15 protein-coding genes are annotated in these 20,932 nt (G+C 60.7%); 10 read left to right on the plus strand and 5 right to left on the minus strand.

The window, feature by feature from the left end:
* Positions 1-36: 36 nt before the first annotated feature.
* The gene (smc, locus tag AC07V8_RS06485; protein ID WP_494679509.1) at positions 37-3,567 is read right to left on the minus strand and encodes a chromosome segregation protein SMC; all 3,531 of its coding nucleotides are present in this window, start codon (positions 3,565-3,567) and stop codon (positions 37-39) included.
* Positions 3,568-3,962: 395 nt separating this feature from the next.
* On the opposite strand from smc, the gene dapC reads away from it, so the two are divergent.
* From dapC to AC07V8_RS06535, 10 genes are all read left to right on the plus strand, one after another.
* Positions 3,963-5,165, plus strand: a complete 1,203-nt coding sequence (gene dapC / locus AC07V8_RS06490; RefSeq protein ID WP_494679510.1) for a succinyldiaminopimelate transaminase — start codon at positions 3,963-3,965, stop codon at positions 5,163-5,165.
* Between the two features lie 135 nt (positions 5,166-5,300).
* Positions 5,301-6,128 carry a 2,3,4,5-tetrahydropyridine-2,6-dicarboxylate N-succinyltransferase gene (gene dapD / locus AC07V8_RS06495; RefSeq protein WP_494679511.1) on the plus strand — a complete coding sequence of 276 codons (828 nt, stop codon included), beginning with the start codon at positions 5,301-5,303 and terminating at the stop codon, positions 6,126-6,128.
* Between the two features lie 86 nt (positions 6,129-6,214).
* Positions 6,215-7,360 carry a PilT/PilU family type 4a pilus ATPase gene (locus AC07V8_RS06500; RefSeq protein ID WP_494679512.1) on the plus strand — a complete coding sequence of 382 codons (1,146 nt, stop codon included), beginning with the start codon at positions 6,215-6,217 and terminating at the stop codon, positions 7,358-7,360.
* A 135-nt stretch (positions 7,361-7,495) separates the two neighbouring features.
* The gene (locus tag AC07V8_RS06505; RefSeq protein ID WP_061942358.1) at positions 7,496-7,849 is read left to right on the plus strand and encodes an ArsC family reductase; all 354 of its coding nucleotides are present in this window, start codon (positions 7,496-7,498) and stop codon (positions 7,847-7,849) included.
* A 77-nt stretch (positions 7,850-7,926) separates the two neighbouring features.
* A complete protein-coding gene (gene dapE, locus AC07V8_RS06510; RefSeq protein WP_494679513.1) occupies positions 7,927-9,075 on the plus strand; it encodes a succinyl-diaminopimelate desuccinylase in 1,149 nt (382 codons plus the stop codon).
* Between the two features lie 226 nt (positions 9,076-9,301).
* Positions 9,302-10,186, plus strand: a complete 885-nt coding sequence (gene prmB / locus AC07V8_RS06515; protein WP_494679514.1) for a 50S ribosomal protein L3 N(5)-glutamine methyltransferase — start codon at positions 9,302-9,304, stop codon at positions 10,184-10,186.
* A gap of 129 nt (positions 10,187-10,315) precedes the next feature.
* Positions 10,316-12,331 carry an ATP-binding cassette domain-containing protein gene (locus AC07V8_RS06520; protein ID WP_494679515.1) on the plus strand — a complete coding sequence of 672 codons (2,016 nt, stop codon included), beginning with the start codon at positions 10,316-10,318 and terminating at the stop codon, positions 12,329-12,331.
* Positions 12,289-13,200, plus strand: coding sequence for a Rossmann-like and DUF2520 domain-containing protein (locus tag AC07V8_RS06525; protein ID WP_494679516.1), 912 nt, complete (start codon positions 12,289-12,291; stop codon positions 13,198-13,200). Before AC07V8_RS06520 ends, AC07V8_RS06525 begins: the two co-directional genes overlap by 43 nt.
* A 460-nt stretch (positions 13,201-13,660) precedes the next feature.
* Positions 13,661-14,464, plus strand: a complete 804-nt coding sequence (locus AC07V8_RS06530) for a cystine ABC transporter substrate-binding protein (protein ID WP_494679517.1) — start codon at positions 13,661-13,663, stop codon at positions 14,462-14,464.
* An 89-nt stretch (positions 14,465-14,553) separates the two neighbouring features.
* Entirely contained in the window at positions 14,554-15,216 is a 663-nt protein-coding gene (locus AC07V8_RS06535; RefSeq protein WP_494679518.1) for an amino acid ABC transporter permease, read from the plus strand.
* Between the two features lie 22 nt (positions 15,217-15,238).
* Here AC07V8_RS06535 and ppk1 read toward each other — a convergent pair whose 3' ends face one another.
* The 4 genes from ppk1 to AC07V8_RS06555 form a co-directional block, all read right to left on the minus strand.
* Entirely contained in the window at positions 15,239-17,293 is a 2,055-nt protein-coding gene (gene ppk1, locus AC07V8_RS06540; RefSeq protein WP_494679519.1) for a polyphosphate kinase 1, read from the minus strand.
* A gap of 198 nt (positions 17,294-17,491) precedes the next feature.
* Entirely contained in the window at positions 17,492-18,844 is a 1,353-nt protein-coding gene (locus AC07V8_RS06545) for a GntP family permease (protein ID WP_494679520.1), read from the minus strand.
* 118 nt (positions 18,845-18,962) lie between these two features.
* A complete protein-coding gene (locus tag AC07V8_RS06550; protein ID WP_325669624.1) occupies positions 18,963-19,346 on the minus strand; it encodes a RidA family protein in 384 nt (127 codons plus the stop codon).
* 67 nt (positions 19,347-19,413) lie between these two features.
* Positions 19,414-20,931 (minus strand): N-acyl-D-amino-acid deacylase family protein, encoded by a 1,518-nt coding sequence (locus AC07V8_RS06555; RefSeq protein WP_494679521.1) that lies wholly within the window; start codon positions 20,929-20,931, stop codon positions 19,414-19,416.
* Position 20,932: the final 1 nt, after the last annotated feature.

Consider the following 20,932-nt stretch of genomic DNA (forward strand, 5'->3'; position numbering starts at 1 on the left):
AGCCAAGCCGCACCGCATTGGACTTCGCAGCCGCCATTAAGCGGGAACCGCATCGTTGGCGAAACTTCTGGCCGCTTCCATATCCACCGCAACAATCCGCGATACGCCCTGCTCCTGCATGGTCACCCCGATCAGCTGCTGCGCCATTTCCATCGCAATCTTATTATGCGAAATGAACAGGAACTGTGTGTTGGCGGACATACGCTTCACCATATTGCAGAAACGTTCGGTGTTGGCGTCGTCCAGCGGCGCATCGACCTCATCGAGCAGACAGAACGGCGCCGGATTCAGCTGGAACATCGAGAACACCAGCGCGGTCGCCGTCAGCGCCTTCTCGCCGCCCGACAGCAAATGAATCGTCGCATTTTTCTTGCCCGGCGGCTGCGCCATCACCTGTACGCCGGAATCGAGGATTTCGTCGCCGGTCATGATCAGCTTGGCCTGGCCGCCGCCGAACAGGATCGGGAACAGCTCGGCGAAATGATGATTGACCTTGTCGAAGGTATCCTGCAGCAGATCGCGGGTTTCCTTGTCGATCTTGTGGATCGCATCCTGCAGCGTGTTGATGGCTTCGGTCAGGTCGGCGTTTTGCGCATCCAGGAAATTCTTGCGCTCGGAGGCCTGCGCCAGCTCGTCCAGCGCCGCCAGGTTGACCGCGCCCAGGCCGGCGATCGCATTGGTCAGGCGCGTGACTTCGCCTTGCAGATACGACGGCCGCATGTCGGCGGTCAGTTTTTCGCTCAGGGCTGCTTCGTCCGCCTGCGCTTCGAGCAGCTGCTGCACGTATTGTTCCTGGTTCAGGCGCGCTGCCTGCTCTTTCAGCTGCAATTCCATGATGCGCTCGCGCTGCGGCTGCAGGCTGCGCTCGGCCTGCAAGCGGGTTTCTTCGTGCTGGCGCAGATTCTGCGACACCTGGTCCAGCTCGTGACGCGTATCGGCCAATGCCCTTTCCTGCTCGCTGCGCTTGTCCAGCAAATCCTGCAGACCGGCTTGCGCGGCCTGGTCATCCAGGCTTTCCAGTTCCAGATGGCCTTGCTGCATATTGGCGAACAACTGCGCCGCCTGCTCCAGCGCGGTGGCGATGCTGCGCTTGAGTTCTTCGATCTTGTTGCGATGGGATTTTTCCGCGAACTCCGCTTCTTGCGCCGCCCGCTCCATTTCCCGCAGCCGTTGCCGGGCATCGTTGAGCTGCTGTTCCTTGCCCAGGTAGTCGGTCTGGCCGTCTTCATGCTTTTCCTGCAGCTCGGCCAGCTCCATGTCGAGCTGTTCGAACTTGGCTTCCGACTCCATCTTGACTTGCTGCTGCTCGCTTTCCTGCGCGGCGATTTCCGCCAGGTCGGAAGCGATCTGCGAGCTGCGCTGGTTGAAGCGCTCCTGCAATTCGGAGAGCTTCATGACATCGATCTGCAAGCCGTGCACCGCCTGGGTCAGGCTGGTGTGGCGCAGGCGCATTTCCTGCAGGCGCTGGGTGGCTTGCGACAATGCCGCTTCCGCCCGCACCGAGCGCGAACGCGCTTCGTCAGCCAGCATCTGCTGGGCGCGCAGCTGCTTGGTGATGTTTTCAATTTCCTGCTGGCGCGCCAGCATGCCGTCCTGCTCCGAATCGGAAGCATAGAAGCGCACGCCGCTCTTGCTGATCACATGGCCCTGGCGCGTCACAAAGCTGGCGCCCAGCGGCAGCTTGCTGCGCTCGGCAAAGGCCGTCACGGTATCGTCGGCGGCGTAGAAATTGTGCAGCCAGTCTTGCATCAGCACGCGCAAGCCCGGATCGTTCAACTGCAGCAGATTGATGAACGGCTTCAAGCCGGCGGGCGCGTCGGCCGGTGCGGCAGAGGCCACGCCGTTCGGTGAAAACAAGGCAAGCTTGGCCGGCGGCGCATCGTTGAAGAAGGCCTTGGCCCAATCCAGGTTGGACATTTCCAATGCAGAGGTGCGCTCGCGCAACACCGATTCCAGCGCCGTTTCCCAGCCACCGTCGATATGCAGCTTCTGCCACAGGCGCGGCAATTCGGCCAACTCATGCTTTTGCAGCCAGGGCTGCACCTTGCCTTCGGTCTGCACGCTTTCCTGCAGCTGCTTGAGCGCCGTCAGGCGCGCTTCCAGCTGTGCATTGTTGGCGCTTTCGGTATTGACCTGCTGCTGCGCATCGCGCCGTTCTTCTTCCAGCCGCGGCTGCTGTTCCTGCAGCTCTTCCAGCTGCATGCCGACTTCTTCCAGTCCGGCCTGTTTCTCTTCCAGCTGCATGCGCAGATTGGTCAGATGCGCATTGTCCGGCAGGTTCAAGCCATTCTTTTCCTGCGCCAGCCGTTCGCGCCGGCTGGCGAGGCCGTTCAGGATGTTCGAGGCGTTGCGCTGATGGGTCGATTCCAGTTCGATCTGCTGCTGGATCTGCATGATCTTGCCGCGCGATTCGGTGCTCTTCAGCTGCGCCTCGCGCCAGCTCTGCTCCAGCGCCGGCAACTGGTCGTTATGCTGCTGCGACGCCACCTGCGATTGCTCGACGCGCGCCATCAGCTCTTCCAGATGCATCTCGGCTTCCACCAGGTCGTCCTGGAACTGCGTGCCTTGGCGCTGCCATTGATCGCGCTGCGCGGTCAAGGAGTTGAGCTGCGACTGCAGGCGGTTGCGCGATTCGATCACGAACTTGATCTGCGCTTCCAGGCTGCCGATCTCGGAATTGGTCTGGTACAGATGGCCTTGCGCCTGGTGCATGCGGTCGCCGGCGGCATAATGCGCCTGGCGCATGTGCTCAAGCTCGGTTTCCACGTGGCGCAGCTTGGCGGTCTGCTCTTCCAGCTCGGTCTGCGCCTTCTCGATATCACGGAAGAATTTTTCCTGTTCGCTCTTGGCTTCATTCTTGCGCAGCAGCCACAGCAGCTTCTGCTTCTCTTCCTGGTCGCCCTGCAGCTCGTGGAATTTTTGCGCAACCGCAGCCTGCGCCTGCAGCTTTTCCAGGTTGGCGTTCAGCTCGCGCAGGATGTCTTCCACCCGCACCAGGTTCTCACGGGTGTCGTTCAGGCGGTTTTCGGTTTCCCGGCGGCGTTCCTTGTACTTCGACACGCCGGCGGCTTCTTCCAGGAAAATCCGCAATTCTTCCGGACGCGCCTCGATGATGCGCGAGATCATGCCCTGCCCGATGATCGCGTAAGCGCGCGGGCCGAGGCCGGTGCCCAGGAAGATATCCTGGATATCGCGGCGCCGTACCGCCTGGTTATTGATGTAATAAGTCGAGGTGCCGTCGCGCGTCAACGTGCGCTTGACGGCGATTTCAGCGTACTGGCTCCACTGGCCGGCAGCTTTGCCGAGGCCGTTGTCGAACACCAGCTCGACCGATGAACGGCCGGCCGGCTTGCGGTGCGAAGAGCCGTTGAAAATAACGTCCTGCATCGATTCGCCGCGCAGCTCGGAAGCCTTGGATTCCCCCAAGACCCAGCGCACCGCGTCGATGATATTGGACTTGCCGCAGCCATTAGGCCCCACCACGCCGACCAGCTGGCCTGGAACCTGGAAATTGGTGGGATCGACGAAAGACTTGAATCCCGATAATTTAATGGAAGTTAGACGCACGTTATCGACTGTTCTTATCAAAGTCGGCGAAAAAGCTGCCGTCATACTAAAAACGGGAAAAACCCCGCAGGAGGGCGACATCATAACATTCCGTCCCATCATATATGCGATCTGAATGGCTGTGAACCGCAGGAAATATGATTGTTACTTCGGATGCAAACCCTTCATGCGCGACAAGGCCTGAGAACAAGGGGATGTGTGTTCGGCGTGGAACGAGCACTCGAAAAATTCCAAGAAGACAATGAAAAGCAAAAAAAGCGCTGAATCTGTCTTTGCCGCCCTCTCGGATCCGCAATGGCGGCAATCAAACAGGTCACTTCTGTATATAATGCAAACAGCACGTTTACGGCAGTTTTCCCTCTTTCCATCTTTGTTATTCGTCCGTCATCAACCACGTGAATCCATTACTAGACCGGCTGCAACCCTACCCGTTTGAAAAACTGCGCGCGCTGTTCGCCGGCGTCACGCCCAACCCCGCGTACCAGCCCATCAGCCTGGGCATAGGCGAACCCAAGCACCCGACCCCGAAATTCATCCAGCAAGCGCTGACCGACAACCTGAGCGGCCTGGCCAGCTACCCGAGCACCATAGGCGCCGAACCCTTGCGAGCCGCGATCGCCGGCTGGCTGGAGCGCCGCTACGGCTTGCCGGCGCTGGATCCGGCGACCCAGATCCTGCCGGTCAACGGCTCGCGCGAAGCGCTGTTTGCGCTGGCGCAGACGGTGGTAGATCCGTCGCAACGGGATGCGCTGGTGATGTGCCCGAATCCGTTTTATCAGATTTACGAAGGCGCGGCCTATCTGTCCGGCGCCCAGCCGTATTTCGTCAATTCCGACCCCAGCCGCAATTTCGCCCCGGATTACCGCAGCGTGCCGGACGACGTCTGGCCGCGCGTCAAGCTGCTTTACCTATGCTCGCCCGGCAATCCGACCGGCGCCGTGCTGTCGCTGGAAGATTGGAAGGAATTGTTTGCGCTGTCGGACCGCCACGGCTTCGTGATTGCCGCCGACGAATGCTATTCCGAGATTTATTTCAAGCCGGAAGCGCCGCTGGGCGGCCTGCAAGCCGCCAATATCCTGGGCCGCGCCGGTTATCCGCGCCTGATCGCTTTTTCCAGCCTGTCCAAGCGTTCGAATGTGCCTGGCATGCGCTCCGGCTTTGTCGCCGGCGATGCCGCCATCCTGAAAAAATTCCTGCTGTATCGTACCTATCACGGCGGCGCCATGAGCCCGCCAGTGCAAGCGGCTTCGGTCGCCGCCTGGAACGACGAAACCCACGTCGTCGAAAACCGCGCCAAATACATGGCTAAATTTCAACAGGTCACGCCTGTATTGCAAACCGTACTGGACGTGGCGCTGCCGGATGCCGGCTTTTACCTCTGGGCCAAGGTAGACAAATTGGCAGCAATCTCCGACACCGACTTCGCCAAGCGGCTATATGCCGAATATAATGTAACGGTATTGCCCGGCAGTTATCTGGCGCGCGACGCCCATGGCAGCAATCCGGGCCGGCAACGGATACGCATGGCGCTGGTGGCGGAAGTCGATGAATGCCTGGAAGCAGCGCAGCGCATTGCCGCATTTTGCCGTAGCCTTTAGCCTCTCGTCAGCATCGGCCTTGACGGCGGGCGCCCTGCAGCAACGGCCTGATCTTACGTATTGCACCGTGACGATAAAGTTTGACCGTCGTCATGGTCAAATCCATGTTTTTAACTTTTTTATCAGCGACCTATCATGACTCAATCTCTGCAAGCATTTATCGACCAAGCCTGGGAACAGCGCACCGAATTTTCCCCGAAGACCGCCCCCGCCGATGTCCGCGAAGCGGTCGCCAAGGTCATCGCCGAACTGAACCAGGGCAGCCTGCGCGTGGCCGAGAAAATCGACGGCAACTGGGTCGTCAATCAATGGATCAAGAAGGCTGTGCTGCTGTCGTTCCGCCTGGAAGACAACCTGCCGATGCCGGCCGGCGACAATATGCAGTTCTACGACAAGGTGCCGACCAAGTTCGCCAATTACACCGCCGAAGATTTCGCCAAGGGCGGCTTCCGCGTGGTGCCGCCGGCAGTGGCGCGCCACGGCAGCTTCATCGGCAAGAACGTGGTGCTGATGCCTTCCTACGTCAACATCGGCGCCTATGTCGATGAAGGCAGCATGGTCGATACCTGGGCCACCGTCGGCTCCTGCGCGCAGATCGGCAAGAACGTCCACCTGTCCGGCGGCGTCGGCATCGGCGGCGTGCTGGAACCGATGCAAGCCAACCCGACCATCATCGAAGACAACTGCTTCATCGGCGCCCGTTCGGAAATCGTCGAAGGCGTGATCGTTGAAGAAAACTCGGTGATCTCGATGGGCGTCTACATCGGCCAGTCGACCAAGATCTATGACCGCGCCACCGGCGAAGTCAGCTATGGCCGCATCCCGTCGGGCTCGGTAGTGGTATCGGGCAGCCTGCCTTCGGCCGACGGCAAGTACAGCCTGTACTGCGCGGTCATCGTCAAGCGCGTCGACGCCAAGACCCGCGCCAAGACCGGCATCAACGAACTGCTGCGCGAAGCTTGATGATTGCGGGACGGAGCTGCGCGGATAGTGCCGCTCCGTCCCCAGCGACCAGATAAAACAAAAAAAAATAAATTAAGGAGTTTTTGATGGCAATGGATCGCTTGTTTCGTCTGATGCGGGAGAAGGAAGCATCGGACATGTTCCTGGCGCCGGGCTCGCCGATTCACCTCAAGATCAAGGGCCAGATGGTCCCGGTCAATCAGCAGAACATGGATGACAACACCATCCTGCTGCTGCTGAAGGAAGTGCTGCCCGCCGAACGGCTGCAGGAGCTGGAGCGCAACAATGAATTGAACCTGGGCGTACCGATCGCCGGCGTCGGCAGTTTCCGTTTCTCGGCATTCCGCCAGCGCGGCAGCATTTCGGCCGTGATCCGGTATATCCCGATCGATATTCCTGCATTCGAAACACTGCGCCTGCCGCCGGCGCTGCTCGACCTGATCGGCCGCAAGCGCGGCCTGCTGCTGATCGTCGGCTCCACCGGCTCCGGCAAGTCGACCACTATCGCCTCGATGCTGGACTATCGCAACAAGACCCAGGCAGGCCATATCCTGACCCTGGAAGATCCGATCGAATTCCTGTTCCAGAACCATCGCTCCATCGTCAACCAGCGCGAAATCGGCAGCGACACCACCGATCTCAACGGCGCCCTGAAGAACGCCCTGCGGCAGGCGCCGGACTGCATCCTGATCGGCGAAATCCGCGACAAGGCGACCATGTCGGCCGCCCTCGCCTATGCTCAGTCCGGCCACCTGGTGGTCTCGACGCTGCACGCCAACAACACCTACCGCGCGCTGAACCGCGTGATCAGTTTCTATCCGATGGAAAACCGTCCGGCGCTGCTGGAAGACCTGGCTTCGACTCTGGCGGCGATCGTTTCACAGCGTCTGATCCGGACCGTCGACGGCGAGCGCACGCCGGCGGTGGAAATCATGCTCAACACGCGCCACGTTTCCGAACTGATCGAGGAAGACAATATCAGCCAGATCAAGGAAGCGATGGAAAAGAGCCTGGCGCCCGGTTCGCAGACTTTCGAGCAGGCGCTGATGCAACTGATCGAGGACGGCGTCATTACCCAGGACGAAGCGCTGGAGCATGCCGATTCGCCAAGCAATCTGTACTGGCTGATCAACAACCACACGCCGAGCTCGAAGAAAAACCTGGCGCCGATTGCTCCGGAACCGGAACGCGTCGAAGGCGCGACCTTCACCGAATTTACCCTGGATTTGTAAATAATCGCGGGACAGAGTCGCAGGGATAGTGCTGCCCGGGTAGGGTTTAAGAGCCACCGAAGCGTGGCGAATTACACACCCCGTGCGACTCTCTCCTCAACTGATTAAGATAGAACGGTTATAACTGATACTGATATGGCAATTACTCTTTACGGCATTCCCAACTGCGACACGGTCAAGAAAGCCCGCACCTGGCTGGAAGACCAGGAGATCGCTTACACGTTTCACAATTTCAAGAAAGACGGCGTCAGCGCCGAGCTGATCACCACCTGGCTGGCGGACATTCCCTGGGATACGCTGGTCAACCGCAAGGGCACGACCTGGCGCGGCCTGTCGGAACAGCGCCGCAACGGCATCACCGACGGCATCAGCGCCACGCCCTTGATGATGGAGCTGCCATCCATCATCAAGCGCCCTGTGCTATACACCGGCAAGCAAGCCTATGTCGGTTTTTCGGATGCGCTGTACCAGGAAATCTTCAGCCAGTAATCCGACCAATAAGCCGGTCAATAAGCCGGCCAATAAGCCAGCAAACCCATTACCGCAACACCATTGAAATGCCGCACATGAACAAGCACAGCAAAACCCTGGCACTGGCCGAACAACTGATCGCCCTCTCCTCCGTCACGCCGCAGGACAAGGGCTGCCAGGCGCTCCTGGTCGAACTGCTGGCGCCGCTCGGCTTCGCCTGCGAAACCATCCAGTCCGGCGACGTCACCAACCTGTGGGCGCGCAAGGGCACTGAACGGCCGCTGCTGGTGTTTGCCGGCCATACCGACGTGGTCCCTACCGGGCCGCGCGAGCAATGGCAATCCGATCCTTTCCTGCCCAGCCATCGCGACGGCAAGCTATACGGCCGCGGCGCGGCCGACATGAAGACCTCGATCGCGGCGATGGTGGTGGCGGTGGAAGAGTTCACCCAGGCCCGTCCCGACCACAGCGGCTCGATTGCCTTCCTCATCACCAGCGACGAAGAAGGTCCGGCCACCGACGGCACCGTAGTGGTATGCGACAAGCTCAAGGCGCGCGGCGAACAGCTGGATTACTGCATCGTCGGCGAGCCGACCTCCAGCTCGACGCTGGGCGACATGATCAAGAACGGCCGCCGCGGCACCATGTCCGGCAAGCTCACCGTGAAAGGCGTGCAAGGCCACATCGCTTATCCGCAACTGGCGAAAAACCCTATCCACCTGGCGGCTCCGGCGCTCGCTGAACTGGCTGCCGAAACGTGGGATGAGGCCAATGAATACTACCTGCCGACTTCCTGGCAGATGTCGAACATCCACGGCGGCACCGGCGCTTCCAACGTGATTCCCGGCGAAGTGGTGATCGATTTCAATTTCCGCTTTTCCACCGCCAGCACGGTCGAAGGCTTGCAGCAGCGGGTGCATGCGATCCTGGACAAGCACGGCCTGGAATACACGCTGGCCTGGACCGTCGGCGGCCGGCCGTTCCTGACGCCGCGCGGCACATTGAGTGAAGCGATTTCTTCTGCGATCAAGGTGGAAACCGGCATCAACACCGAGCTCTCGACCACCGGCGGCACCTCCGACGGCCGCTTCATCGCGCAGATCTGTCCGCAGGTGATCGAATTCGGCCCGCCTAACGCCAGCATCCACAAGATCGACGAACACGTGGAAGTCCAGTTCATCGATCCGCTGAAAAACATTTACCGGCGCACCCTGGAAAACTTGCTGCCGTCTTCAACCGCTTAGCGGCACACAAATGTTGCACAAACGGTTCGCAGCCACAGATGGCCGCACATTGTGGCGCTCTTATTTGCGCTAATTTGAACAAATAACAACAAAATCAAGGTCTTAGCGGGCTTCTTATCTCGCCAAGACCCATTCGGCCTGGCATTTCCGATAAAATCCGCCTGACACTTTTGCGACCCCGGCGGCCAAGCCGCCGCACACCCGCCCTACCTTTATAATCTGCACCATGACACCACAATCCTTTACCTCCATCCGCGACTTGCTGCGCTATGCAGTGACCCGCTTCAATACCGCCGGCCTGTTCTTCGGCCACGGCAGCAGCAACGCGCTGGATGAGGCAGCCTACCTGATCCTGCATACGCTGAAGCTGCCGCTGGACAAGATCGAGCCTTTTTTTGACGCCCGCCTGCTGCCGCATGAAATCGAAGCCGTGTTGCAAGTGATTGAAAAACGCAGCGTCGACCGCCTGCCGGCCGCCTACATCACCAACGAAGCCTGGCTGGGCGATTACCGGTTTTATGTCGACCAGCGCGTGATCGTGCCGCGTTCCTTCATCGCCGAACTGATCCCCGACCATTTCTCGCCGTGGCTGCAAGAGCCGTCGGCGGTCAGCAACATCCTGGAACTGTGCACCGGCTCCGGCTGCCTGCCGATCATGCTGGCCGATGCCTTCCCCGGAGCCCATGTCGACACCGCGGATATCTCGGCGGACGCCCTGGCGGTAGCGCGCCGCAACGTCGACGACTATGAGCTGCAGGACCGCATCACGCTGATCGAATCCGATTTGTACAGCAAGGTGCCGGCCAAGAAATACGACCTGATCGTCACCAACCCGCCGTACGTGAACTCCGGTTCGATGGGCAAGCTGCCGCAGGAATACCTGCGCGAACCGCAGATCGCCCTGGCCGGCGGCAGCGACGGCATGGACCTGGTGCGCCAGATCGTGGCCGGCGCCAAGCAGCGCCTGACCGCCAACGGCATCCTGGTGGTCGAGATCGGCAACGAGCGCGCCTTCGCCGAAGCGGCCTTCCCGGATCTGGAAATGACCTGGGTCTCGACCAGCGCCGGCGACGACATGGTGTTCCTGCTGACCGCCGACCAGCTGCCATAATCCAGTGCCCCCGGCAAGGGCCTGCTGCCTTTGCCGTATTGAGCACAATCAGCACAATCAGCACGATCATCACGACCTGCATGCCGCTGACGCATGCATGGCCATTCATTTAGCAAGTAGATAGTAGACATGATACGTTTTCAACAAGTTTCCCTGATGCGCGGCGTCAAGCCTTTGCTCGACAATGTCGACGTCACCCTCAACCCGGGCGACAAGATCGGCCTGATCGGCGCTAACGGCGCCGGCAAGTCCAGCCTGTTCGGGCTGCTGCGCGGGGAGCTGCATGCCGACCTCGGCGAAATCGATTTCCCGTCGAAATGGCGCATGGCCTACGTCGCCCAGGAAACCCCGGCGCTGGACCGCCCTGCCATCGAATACGCGATCGACGGCGACGTCACCCTGCGCCGCCTGGAGGAAGAACTGGCGTTCCTGGAGAGCGAGCCGGAAAGCACCTCCAACGGCATCCTGATCGGCGAACTGTACAGCGCACTAGCTGACGCTGACGCCTACACCGTGCGCTCGCGCGCCGAGCAGCTGCTGACCGGCCTCGGCTTCTCGCTGTCGCAGATGGACCAGCCGGTGGCCAGCTTCTCCGGCGGCTGGCGCATGCGCCTCAACCTGGCGCAGGCGCTGATGTGTCCGTCCGACTTGCTGCTGCTCGATGAACCGACCAACCACTTGGACCTGGATGCCATCATCTGGCTGGAAGACTGGCTCAAGCGCTATCCCGGCACCTTGATCATCATTTCCCATGACCGCGATTTCCTCGACGGCGTGGTGAACGTGATCGTGCATATCGACGAACGCAAGCTGAAACGCTATTCCGGCAACTATTCGTCCTTCGAGCGCCAGCGCTCGGCGCAGCTGGAACTGGCCGCCGGCACGCTGGAAAAGCAGATGCGCCAGCGCGCCCACCTGGAGTCCTTCATCAACCGCTTCAAGGCCCAGGCCAGCAAGGCGCGCCAGGCCCAGAGCCGGATGAAGGCCCTGGCCAAGATGGAAGAGCTGGCGCCGCTGCGCGCCGCCGCCGAATTCTCGTTCGAGTTCCGCGTGCCGCTCAACGCGCCAAACCCTTTGCTGGTGATGGAAGACGTCAGCGCCGGCTATCGCACGGAAAGCGAAACCAGCCACGATGTCACCGAAAAAGTGATCGTCGCAGGCATCAATTTCTCGCTGCAGATCGGCCAGCGCATCGGCCTGCTGGGCGTCAACGGCGCCGGCAAATCGACCTTCATCAAGACCATCGCGGAAGAGTTGAAGCCATTGCACGGCGTGGCCCAGTTCGGCAAAGGCTTGTCGATCGGCTACTTCGCCCAGCACCAGGTGGAAATGCTGCGCCACGACGAATCGCCGCTGTGGCACATGGGCAAGATCGCGCCGACCACGCGCGAGCAGGAACTGCGCAACTTCCTCGGCAGCTTCAATTTCAACGGCCCGATGGTGACCAGTTCGATCAAGCCGTTTTCCGGCGGCGAAAAGGCGCGTCTGGCGCTGGCCCTGATCGTTTGGCAGCGCCCTAACCTGCTGCTGCTGGATGAGCCGACCAACCATCTGGACCTGGAAACCCGCGAAGCCTTGACCATGGCGCTGGCGCAGTTCGAAGGCACGCTGGTGCTGGTATCGCATGATCGCCACCTGTTGCGCGCCACCACCGATCAGTTCATCATCGTCGCCGACGGCAAGGTAGCGCCGTTCGACGGCGACCTCGACGACTACAAGGACTGGCTGTTCAAGACCAAGCTGGCGGCCAAGAACAGCGCTGCCGCTGGTCCTAGCCTTACTGCGCTGCCGAAAGCCAGCAGCAAGGCCAAGATCGCCAGCGCGGTAGCACCGGCAGCGCCTGTGGTCGACAACGCCGACCGTCGCGAGCAGAAGCGGCAGGAAGCGGATGCACGGCAAAAGCTGGCGGCGCAGAAGAAGCCTATCGAATCGCGCATCAAGCGCCTGGACGAGCAGATCGCCAAGCGCAGCGCCCAGAAGGCGGCTGTCGACACCCGCCTGGCCGATCCGGAAATCTACGACAAAGAGAAGAAAAAGGAACTGGCGACGCTGCTGACCGATCAGGCGTTCTACAGCAAGGAACTGACGCAACTGGAGGCGGAATGGCTGGAACAGCAGGAAGCGCTGGAGCAACTGGGCAACTAGGCGCCGGCCAGGGCGGCGCTGCGCATCGCCCCGGAACGTTGAACATCATCGGCTGCGGCAAGCTCGGGCGTAGCCTCGGTTTCCTGTGGCAGCGTCGCAGCGACGATCTCCGGGCTTTTACCCTGCTCGACATATTGAACCGCTCTGCCGCCAGCGCGCAACAGGCCAGCGCTTTTATCGGCGCCGGCAGGGTGGCGTCGTCCTTTGACGATCTGCGTCCCGCAGACGTCTACCTGATTGCGGCCGGCGACGACCAGATCGCCGCCTGCTGCAACGCTCTTGCCGCCGCCGGCAAACTGCAGCCCGGCAGCATCGTGTTTCATTGCAGCGGCGCCCTGTCGTCGCTCGAACTTGCCTCTGCCAGCGCGCTTGGCGCTGCAGTGGCCAGCATCCATCCGGTCCGCAGTTTCGCCTCGCCGCAACAAGTGGCCGACAGCTTTGCCGGCACCTGGTGCGGCAGCGAAGGCGATAGCGCAGCACTGGCAATTCTCGGCCCGGCCTTCGAGGCCATCGGTGCGCAGCTGGTCGCCATCGAGCGCGAACAAAAAACCCTTTACCATGCAGCCGCCGTATTTGCGTCCAACTATCTGGTGACCCTGATCGATGTCGCCCAGCAGGCGTATGTGGCTGCAGGCATAGCGCCAGAACTGGCGCTCAAGCTGATTGAACCGCTATTATCGGAAAGCGCCGCCAACGCCTTCCGGCTCGGCCCTGCCGCCGCCCTCACCGGCCCCATTGCGCGCGGCGACCTGGCGACGGTGGCGCGGCAATTGCAAGCCTTGCAGCAGCGACAACCGCAGCTTGCCGGCCTGTATGAGCAATTCGCAGCAGTGACCAGCGAACTCGCCTCGCGCAAGAAGAATTCATAAAGCGCGGCAAGGCCGTAGCCCGCTTTCCGTCGCGCCAGATATATGCAACTAACTGCGGCAGCTAACTGGGGTCCGAGTGAACTTTCTGCGCGTTTTTTGCAGAAACTTCACTCGGACCCCACTTAGCGAGCTACAGAGTACATGCCTCGCCACCGGAAAACAAAACCATGCAGCGCGTTCTGTCTTTCTCCAATTCCGTCATGTGGGGTCGGAGTCGACTTTCGCGAAAAAGCGCCGCGAAAGTCGACTCCGCCCCCAGATGACTCCTGACGCCAGATGACTCAAGCCGCTGCTTCATTGACAATATTCGTTATCTGAAAAAAATCTGAAATGCAAAGACAATAAGTGCATATAGAATGGAGAAAGCTTCATTTTACGTTTGACCTGGAAACGCCTTAACATAGTCGTCACCAGCAACACCTCCTTGTGCTTGTCTGTGCCCTCAACCTAAGGAAAAAAAATGGCCACAACACTGTCCCGACTCAGCAAGATTGCAGCGGCAATCCTGATCACCGGCGTCACGCTGAACGCCTTCGCAGCGGATCTGCTCGATACCGTCAAAACCCGCGGCACCTTGAGGGTCGCCATGGAAGGCAACTACCCGCCATTCAATTTCAAGGATCAGAAAAGCGGCGAGCTGAGCGGGTTTGAAGTCGACGTCGCCAAATTGCTGGCAGCCAAGCTAGACGTCAAGCCGGAATTCACGACAACGGAATGGAGCGGCATCCTGGCAGGCCTGGGCGCCGGCAAATACGATGTCATCCTGAACCAGGTCGGCATTACCGAAGCGCGCCAGAAAACCTTCGATTTTTCGCAGCCCTACACCCTCTCCAGCGCCCAGCTGATTGTCCGCAAGGACGAGAAGCGCAGCTTCCCGACCCTGGAATCGCTGAAGGGCTACAAGCTCGGCCTCGGCCAGGGCACCAATTTCGAGCAAAAAGCCAAGGCCGTGCCGGGCATCGATGTCAAAACCTATCCCGGCTCGCCTGAATACCTGGCCGACCTGGCCAGCGGCCGTATCGACGCCGCCTTGAACGACCGCCTGCTGGTAGGCTATCTGCTGAAAAGCTCGAACCTGCCCTTGAAGGCCGGCGCTACTTTCGGCGATATCGACAAGATCGGCATTCCTTTCCAAAAAGGCAATCCGAAATTTGAAGCGGCCTTGAACAAGGCGCTCGATGACATCCTGAAAGACGGCAGTTTCAAGCAAGTCTCGTTCAAATGGTTCGGCTTCGATGTTAGCAAAGCGCCATCAGCGCAATAAGCTGATTCGCGCTACACTTGTCTCAAACCAGCATCCCCGCCCACCGCGGGGATGTTTTTTTAAGCAAGAAAATCTAGAACAAAGAGCCTATGGAATTACTGGATTTGCTGGAGCAGGCAGCGCCCACCTTGTTCCGCGGCGTCGGCTACACCCTGATATTTGCAGTTGCGTCGATGCTGGGCGGCCTGTTGCTCGGCTTCCCTTTGGCGATCGCCCGCATCGTGCCGTCGCGCTGGGCGCAATGGCCGGCCACCGTGTACGTCAGCCTGATGCGCGGCACGCCGCTGCTGGTGCAAATCTTTGTGATCTATTACGGCCTGCCGAGCATAGGCATCAGCTTCTCGCCATTGACGGCCGGCATCCTGGCGCTCAGCCTGAACGCCGGCGCCTACCTCTCGGAAAGCCTGCGCGGCGCGATCCTGGGCGTGCATGTCGGCCAGTGGTCGGCCAGCTACAGCCTCGGCCTGAACTACTGGCAAACCCTGCGCCACATCATCATTCCACAGGCGATCCGGATTGCCGTGCCATCCATGAGCAACACCTTGATCAGCCTGATCAAGGATACCTCGCTGGTCTCGGTCATCACTGTGACCGAACTGATGCTGGCGACCAAGGAAGTGATTGCCGTAACGTTCCGACCGCTGCCGCTGTACCTGGCAGCCGCCGCGATCTACTGGTGCCTGAGCATCTGCTTTGAACGCCTGCAGAGCCGGCTTGAGCGCAAGCTCGGGCAGGCGCACAAAGCCAACTGATATTGGGAATCAGAAGCGTGAATCAGAAACGCGACAACAGGTCGATCTGGCTGACCAGCGGCGCGTCTTCGCCCGGATTGGCGCGCTGGTAGCTGCCTTCGCTATCCATGTCCCAGGCAGAGGCATTGTCTTGCAGATGCACCAGCAAGCTCTCTTCGATCACGCGCCGCTTGAGCTTGCTGTCCAGGATCGGGAACGCGGTTTCGATGCGGCGAAACAGATTGCGGTCCATCCAGTCGGCGCTTGACAGCATCACGTGCTCCTCGCCGTCGGCGTAGAAATAAAACACCCGGTGATGCTCCAGGAAACGGCCGATGACCGAGCGCACCTTGATGTTTTCCGATAATCCCGGCACGCCCGGCTGCAAGGCGCAGACGCCGCGAATCAGCAACTGGATCTTGACCCCCGCCTGGGAAGCCAGGTACAGGGCTTCGATCACGGTCGGTTCCAGCAAGGCGTTCATCTTGGCGATGATGTAACCCTGCTTGCCGGCCTTGGCCGCATCCACTTCCTTCTGGATCGCATGCAGCACATTCGCGTGCAATGTGAACGGCGATTGCCACAGGCGCTTGAGCGGCACCTGCTTGCCGAAACCGGTCAGCTGCTGGAACACGTTGTGCACGTCTTCGCAGATCTTGTCGTCATTGGTCAACAAGCCAAAGTCGGTATACAAGCGAGCAGTACGCGGATGATAGTTGCCGGTGCCGAGATGCACATAACGCTTCAGCTTGGTGTGCTTGGCGTGCCGCTTGCGGCGCACGATCAGCAGCATCTTGGCATGCGTCTTGTAGCCGAACACGCCGTACACCACATGGGCGCCGACCGCCTCCAGCTTGGCGGCCCAGCCGATATTGGTTTCTTCGTCGAAGCGCGCCATCAGTTCCAGCACCACCGTGACTTCCTTGCCGTTCTTGGCCGCCTGCATCAGCGTGCCCATCAGCGGCGAGTCGTTGCCGGTGCGGTAAATGGTCTGCTTGATGGCCAGCACATCGGGATCGATCGCCGCCTGCTGCAGCAGCTCCAGCACCGGCTGGAAGCTTTCATAGGGGTGGTGCAGCAAGACATCGTTCTGGTCGATGATATCGAACACCGAAGCGCCGGTGACGAAGGCTTTCGGCAGCACCGGCGAATGCGGCGCAAATTTCAGGTCCGGACGATCGACCAGATCGGGCAAAGGCATCAGCCGCACCAGGTTGACGGCGCCGTTGACCCGGTAGCAGTCGGCCGGCGCCAGGCCGTTCTGGTTCAGCAGGCGCTGCACCAGCGACGCCGGCGTGCCGTCGGCCACTTCCAGCCGCACCGCGTTGCCGAGCTGGCGCGTCGGCAGTTCGCCTTGCAGCGCCAGGCGCAGGTCGGTGACTTCGTCCTCGTCGACAAACAGGTCGCTGTTGCGGGTGACGCGGAACTGGTAGCAGCCGCCGATCGACAAGCCCGGAAACAGTTCGCCGACAAAGCGCTGCATGAAGCTGCTCAGCAGCACGAAGCCATAGGCATGGCGCGACAGATGTTCCGGCATCCGCACCAGGCGCGGCAAGACCCGCGGCGCCTGGACGATGGCCAGTTCGGTTTCGCGCCCGAAGGCATCTTTGCCGCTCATCTTGACGGCGAAATTCAAGCTCTTGTTCAATACCCGCGGGAAGGGATGGGCAGGATCGAGGCCGATCGGCGTCAGCACCGGCAACAGCTCGGTCTTGAAAAATTCGTGAGCCCAGGCGGTCTGCTCATCGGTCCATTCGGATTCCTGGTAAAACGCGATGCCCTCGGCATTCAGCGCCGGCAGCAAGACCTCATTGAACAAGGCATACTGGCGCGCCACCAGCTTCTGGGCGCGCTCGCTGATGGTGCTGTAGGCATGCTGCAGCGACATGCCATCCGGCGTCACGCCATCCACCGCGACCCGGATCTGCTCCTGCAAGCCGGACATGCGGATTTCGGAAAATTCATCCAGGTTGCTGCTGGTGATGCAGACAAAACGCAGCCGTTCCAGCAGCGGCACCGCAGGGTCCTCGGCTTGCGCCAGGACGCGTTCGTTGAAGGCAAGGACGCCGAGTTCGCGGTTGAGCAGTGGGAAAGTCATGGTCCGGTCGGGAGAGTGAGCGAGGTTGCAAAAAAAAAGCCAGCGATTACCAATATGACATTTTTGATTGTAAGGACGCAATGTGACGCAAGAATGACAAAGCCACGAACGACGCTTGCGCTCGGCCCGGAAAGAAAAACAGCCTGCAGGATCACATCCTGCAGGCTGTTTGCGATATTGCCGCAAGCTTGAGATCGATCAGATCACGGTAGCCAGGCCCAAGGTCAGCAACAACGCCACCACCGAAATGATCGTCTCGGCCACAGTCCAGGTCTTGAAGGTTTCCGTCACGGTCATGTTGAAGTATTCCTTGACCAGCCAGAAGCCGCCGTCGTTCACGTGCGACAGGATCAGCGAGCCGGCGCCGGTCGCCAGCACCATCAGTTCCGGCCTGACGGCGACGCCGCCGGCGGTGACGATAGGCGCCACGATGCCGCAGGCTGTGGTCATGGCGACGGTGGCCGAACCGGTGGCGACGCGGATCAGCGCCGCCACGAACCAGCCCAGCAGCAATGGCGACAAATGCGCATTATTGGCGAGTTCGACAATCGCCTTGGACACCCCGCCGTCGATCAGGATCCGGCCAAAACCCGCGCCGGCGCCGACGATCAGCGTGATCCCGGCGATAGGCGCCAGACACTCCGTGGTGAATTTCAGAATCGCTGCGCGATCAAAGCCGCGTGCCTTGCCGAAGGTGTAAAAACTCACCAGCGTGGCAATCAACAGCGCGATCACCGAATTGCCGATCAGGCGCAGGAAATCGTTGGCGAAAGTCTTGGGCGTGAAAAACACGTCGGCCCAGCTGCCGATCAACATCAGCGCTACCGGCAACAGGATGGTGGCAATGGTGACGCCGAAACCCGGCAATTCACGGCCTTTGTCTTCCTCGACAAATTGCGCAATCAGAGGATTGTCAGGATTAGGCACGACGAAGCGGCTGATCAGCTTGGCAAACAGCGGGCCGGCAATGATCGCAGTAGGGACGCCGACGATCAGCGCGTACATGATGGTGCGGCCGATATCGGCGTTGTAGGCGGTTACGGCGAACAGTGCGGCCGGATGCGGCGGGATCAAGCCGTGCACCACGGACAGGCCGGCAACCATTGGAATCCCGACCATGATCATCGAAGTCCCGGTGCGTTTGGCGATGTTGAAGGCGATCGGGATCAGCAGCACGAAACCGACTTCAAAGAACACCGGCAAACCGACGATCAGCGCCACCACCATCATGGCCCAGTGCACTCGCTTCGGACCAAACACGCCAATCAGCGTGTTGGCGACCCGTTCGGCGCCGCCCGATTCGGCCATCATCTTGCCGAACATGGTGCCCAGGCCGACCACCAGCGCGATGTGCCCCAGCGCCCCGCCGACTCCGGTTTCATACGACTTGACGATGCTGGCCATCGGCATGCCGACCACCAGACCCAAGATCACCGATACCACGATCAGCACGATGAACGGATTCATCTTGAACTTGGCGATCAGCACCACCAATGCGATCACTGCAATCACCGCGTAGAGCAGCAACAGATTTCCCTGAACCATCTCCATCAAATCCTCCTAAAGTCTGATTTATTTTGTGACGCTGCCAGTAAAGCTGGCATGACTATTTTTTGACAAACCGCCAGCCATGTCGCCCCCGCGAACGCGGGGCCCCATATTGGCCGACTTATTTTTTATAAGCGATGCAATCGACTTCCACCTTGCAATCGACCACCATCGCCGATTGCACGCAGGCGCGGGCAGGCGGATTGGCGCCGAAATATTCCTTGAAGACGCGGTTGAACGACTGGAAGTCGCGCGTATCGTCGAGCCAGACGCCGCAGCGTACCACGTGTTCCGGACCATAGCCGGCTTCCTTCAGGATCGCCAGCACGTTCTGGATGGCCTGGTGCGACTGGGCGACGATGCCGCCGTCGATCACTTCGCCATCCACCATCGCCACCTGGCCGGACACGTACAGCCAGCCGTCGGCTTCCACCGCGCGGGCGAATGGCAGATGCTGACCGCCGGTTCCAGAACCACCTTCAACACCGTATCGTTTGATCGTCATGATTGTTCCTCTGTAAAAAAATGAAATTCAACTGACAGCGGCCGGCCTCTGCCGCCGGTCCGCCCAACTACCTATAAAGACTTCCCTTGACGCCCGCCTGCCTGGCCAGAAAGCGCCCTGCCCGCAATGCTGTCGGCGCTTTCTCGGCGCCGCCCAGGTAAGACAAGGCGCCGTTGACCCAGACCGCCTCGATGCCTTCGGCCGGCTGCATCGGATCGGCGAAGGTTGCGGCATCGCGCACCGTTTCCGGATCGAACAGCACCAGGTCGGCCCAATAGCCCTCGCGCACCAGGCCGCGTTCGGTCAAGCCGAAACGCTCGGCCGAGAGGCCGGTCATCTTGCGGATCGCCACGGTCAGGGGAAACAGCTTCTGCTCGCGGCTGTAGTGACCCAGCACGCGCGGGAACGCACCCCACAAACGGGGATGCGGCAAGGGATCGTTAGGCAGCCCGTCGGAACCGACCACCGTCGCCGGATGGCTCAGGATGCGGTTGACGTCGTCGTCCGTCATGCAGTGATAGACCGCGCCGGCCGGCTGCAAGCGGCGTGCCGCGTCCATCAGGCTGACTTGCCATTCGGCGGCGATGGCGGCCAGCATCTTGCCGCCCATCGCCGGCTCCGGTTCGGACCAGGTCACCATGATGTCGATGGTGTCGGTCACCTGCTTCAAATCCAGGGTGGAGGAACTGGCGGTGTAGGGATAGCAGTCGCAGCCGACCGGCTGGTAGCGCTGCGCCTGCTCCAGCGCCGCCAGCACCTCGCCGCTGCGGCCCCAGTTTTCGACGCCGGCGCATTTCATGTGCGAGATCACCACCGGCACGCGCGCGTGCTTGCCGATGCGGAAGGCTTCATCCATGGCTTCCAGGATATCGGCGAATTCGCTGCGCAGATGGGTGGCGTAGAGAGCGCCAGCCTCGGCCAGCGGCTCTGCCAGCGCCAGCACTTCCGCGGTCGGCGCCATGATCGCATTGCCATAGGCCAGGCCGGTGCTGAGGCCAAGCGCGCCATGCGCCAGCGCTTCGCGCAACTGCTCGCACATGGCAGCGATCTCGCTGTCGCTGGCAGCGCGGTCGAGGCGGTCCATCTGGTTGCTGCGCAAGGCGGTGTGGCCGATCAGCGCCGCCACGTTGATGGACGGCTGGGCCTGGTTGACTGCTTCTACGTAGGAGGCGAATGTGGGATAGCTGAAGGCGCTCGCTTCGCCCAGCAGGTTCATCGGATCCGGCGGTTCCGCCTTGAGGCTGACCGGCGCGGCGCTGATGCCGCAATTGCCGACCACCACGGTAGTCACGCCTTGCGACAGCTTGGGCAGCATCACCGGGGTGCGGATCACATTGGTGTCGTCATGCGTATGGACGTCGATGAAACCGGGGCTCAGCACCTTGCCCTTGCCGTCGATCACCTGGCGCGCATGCCAGCCGAGCAAGGCGCCGTCGCTGGCGATCTGCACGATGCGGCCGCCGTCGAGCGCGACATCGGCGGCGAACGGCGCGCCGCCGCTGCCATCGATCACGGCAACGTTGAGTATCAGCGTATCGCATTGGCGTATCGCGGCCTGCTTGTCTGTGTTCAGTTCACTGCTCATT

It is taken from the genome of Collimonas sp. GW821-FHT02H07 (genome assembly GCF_059421505.1).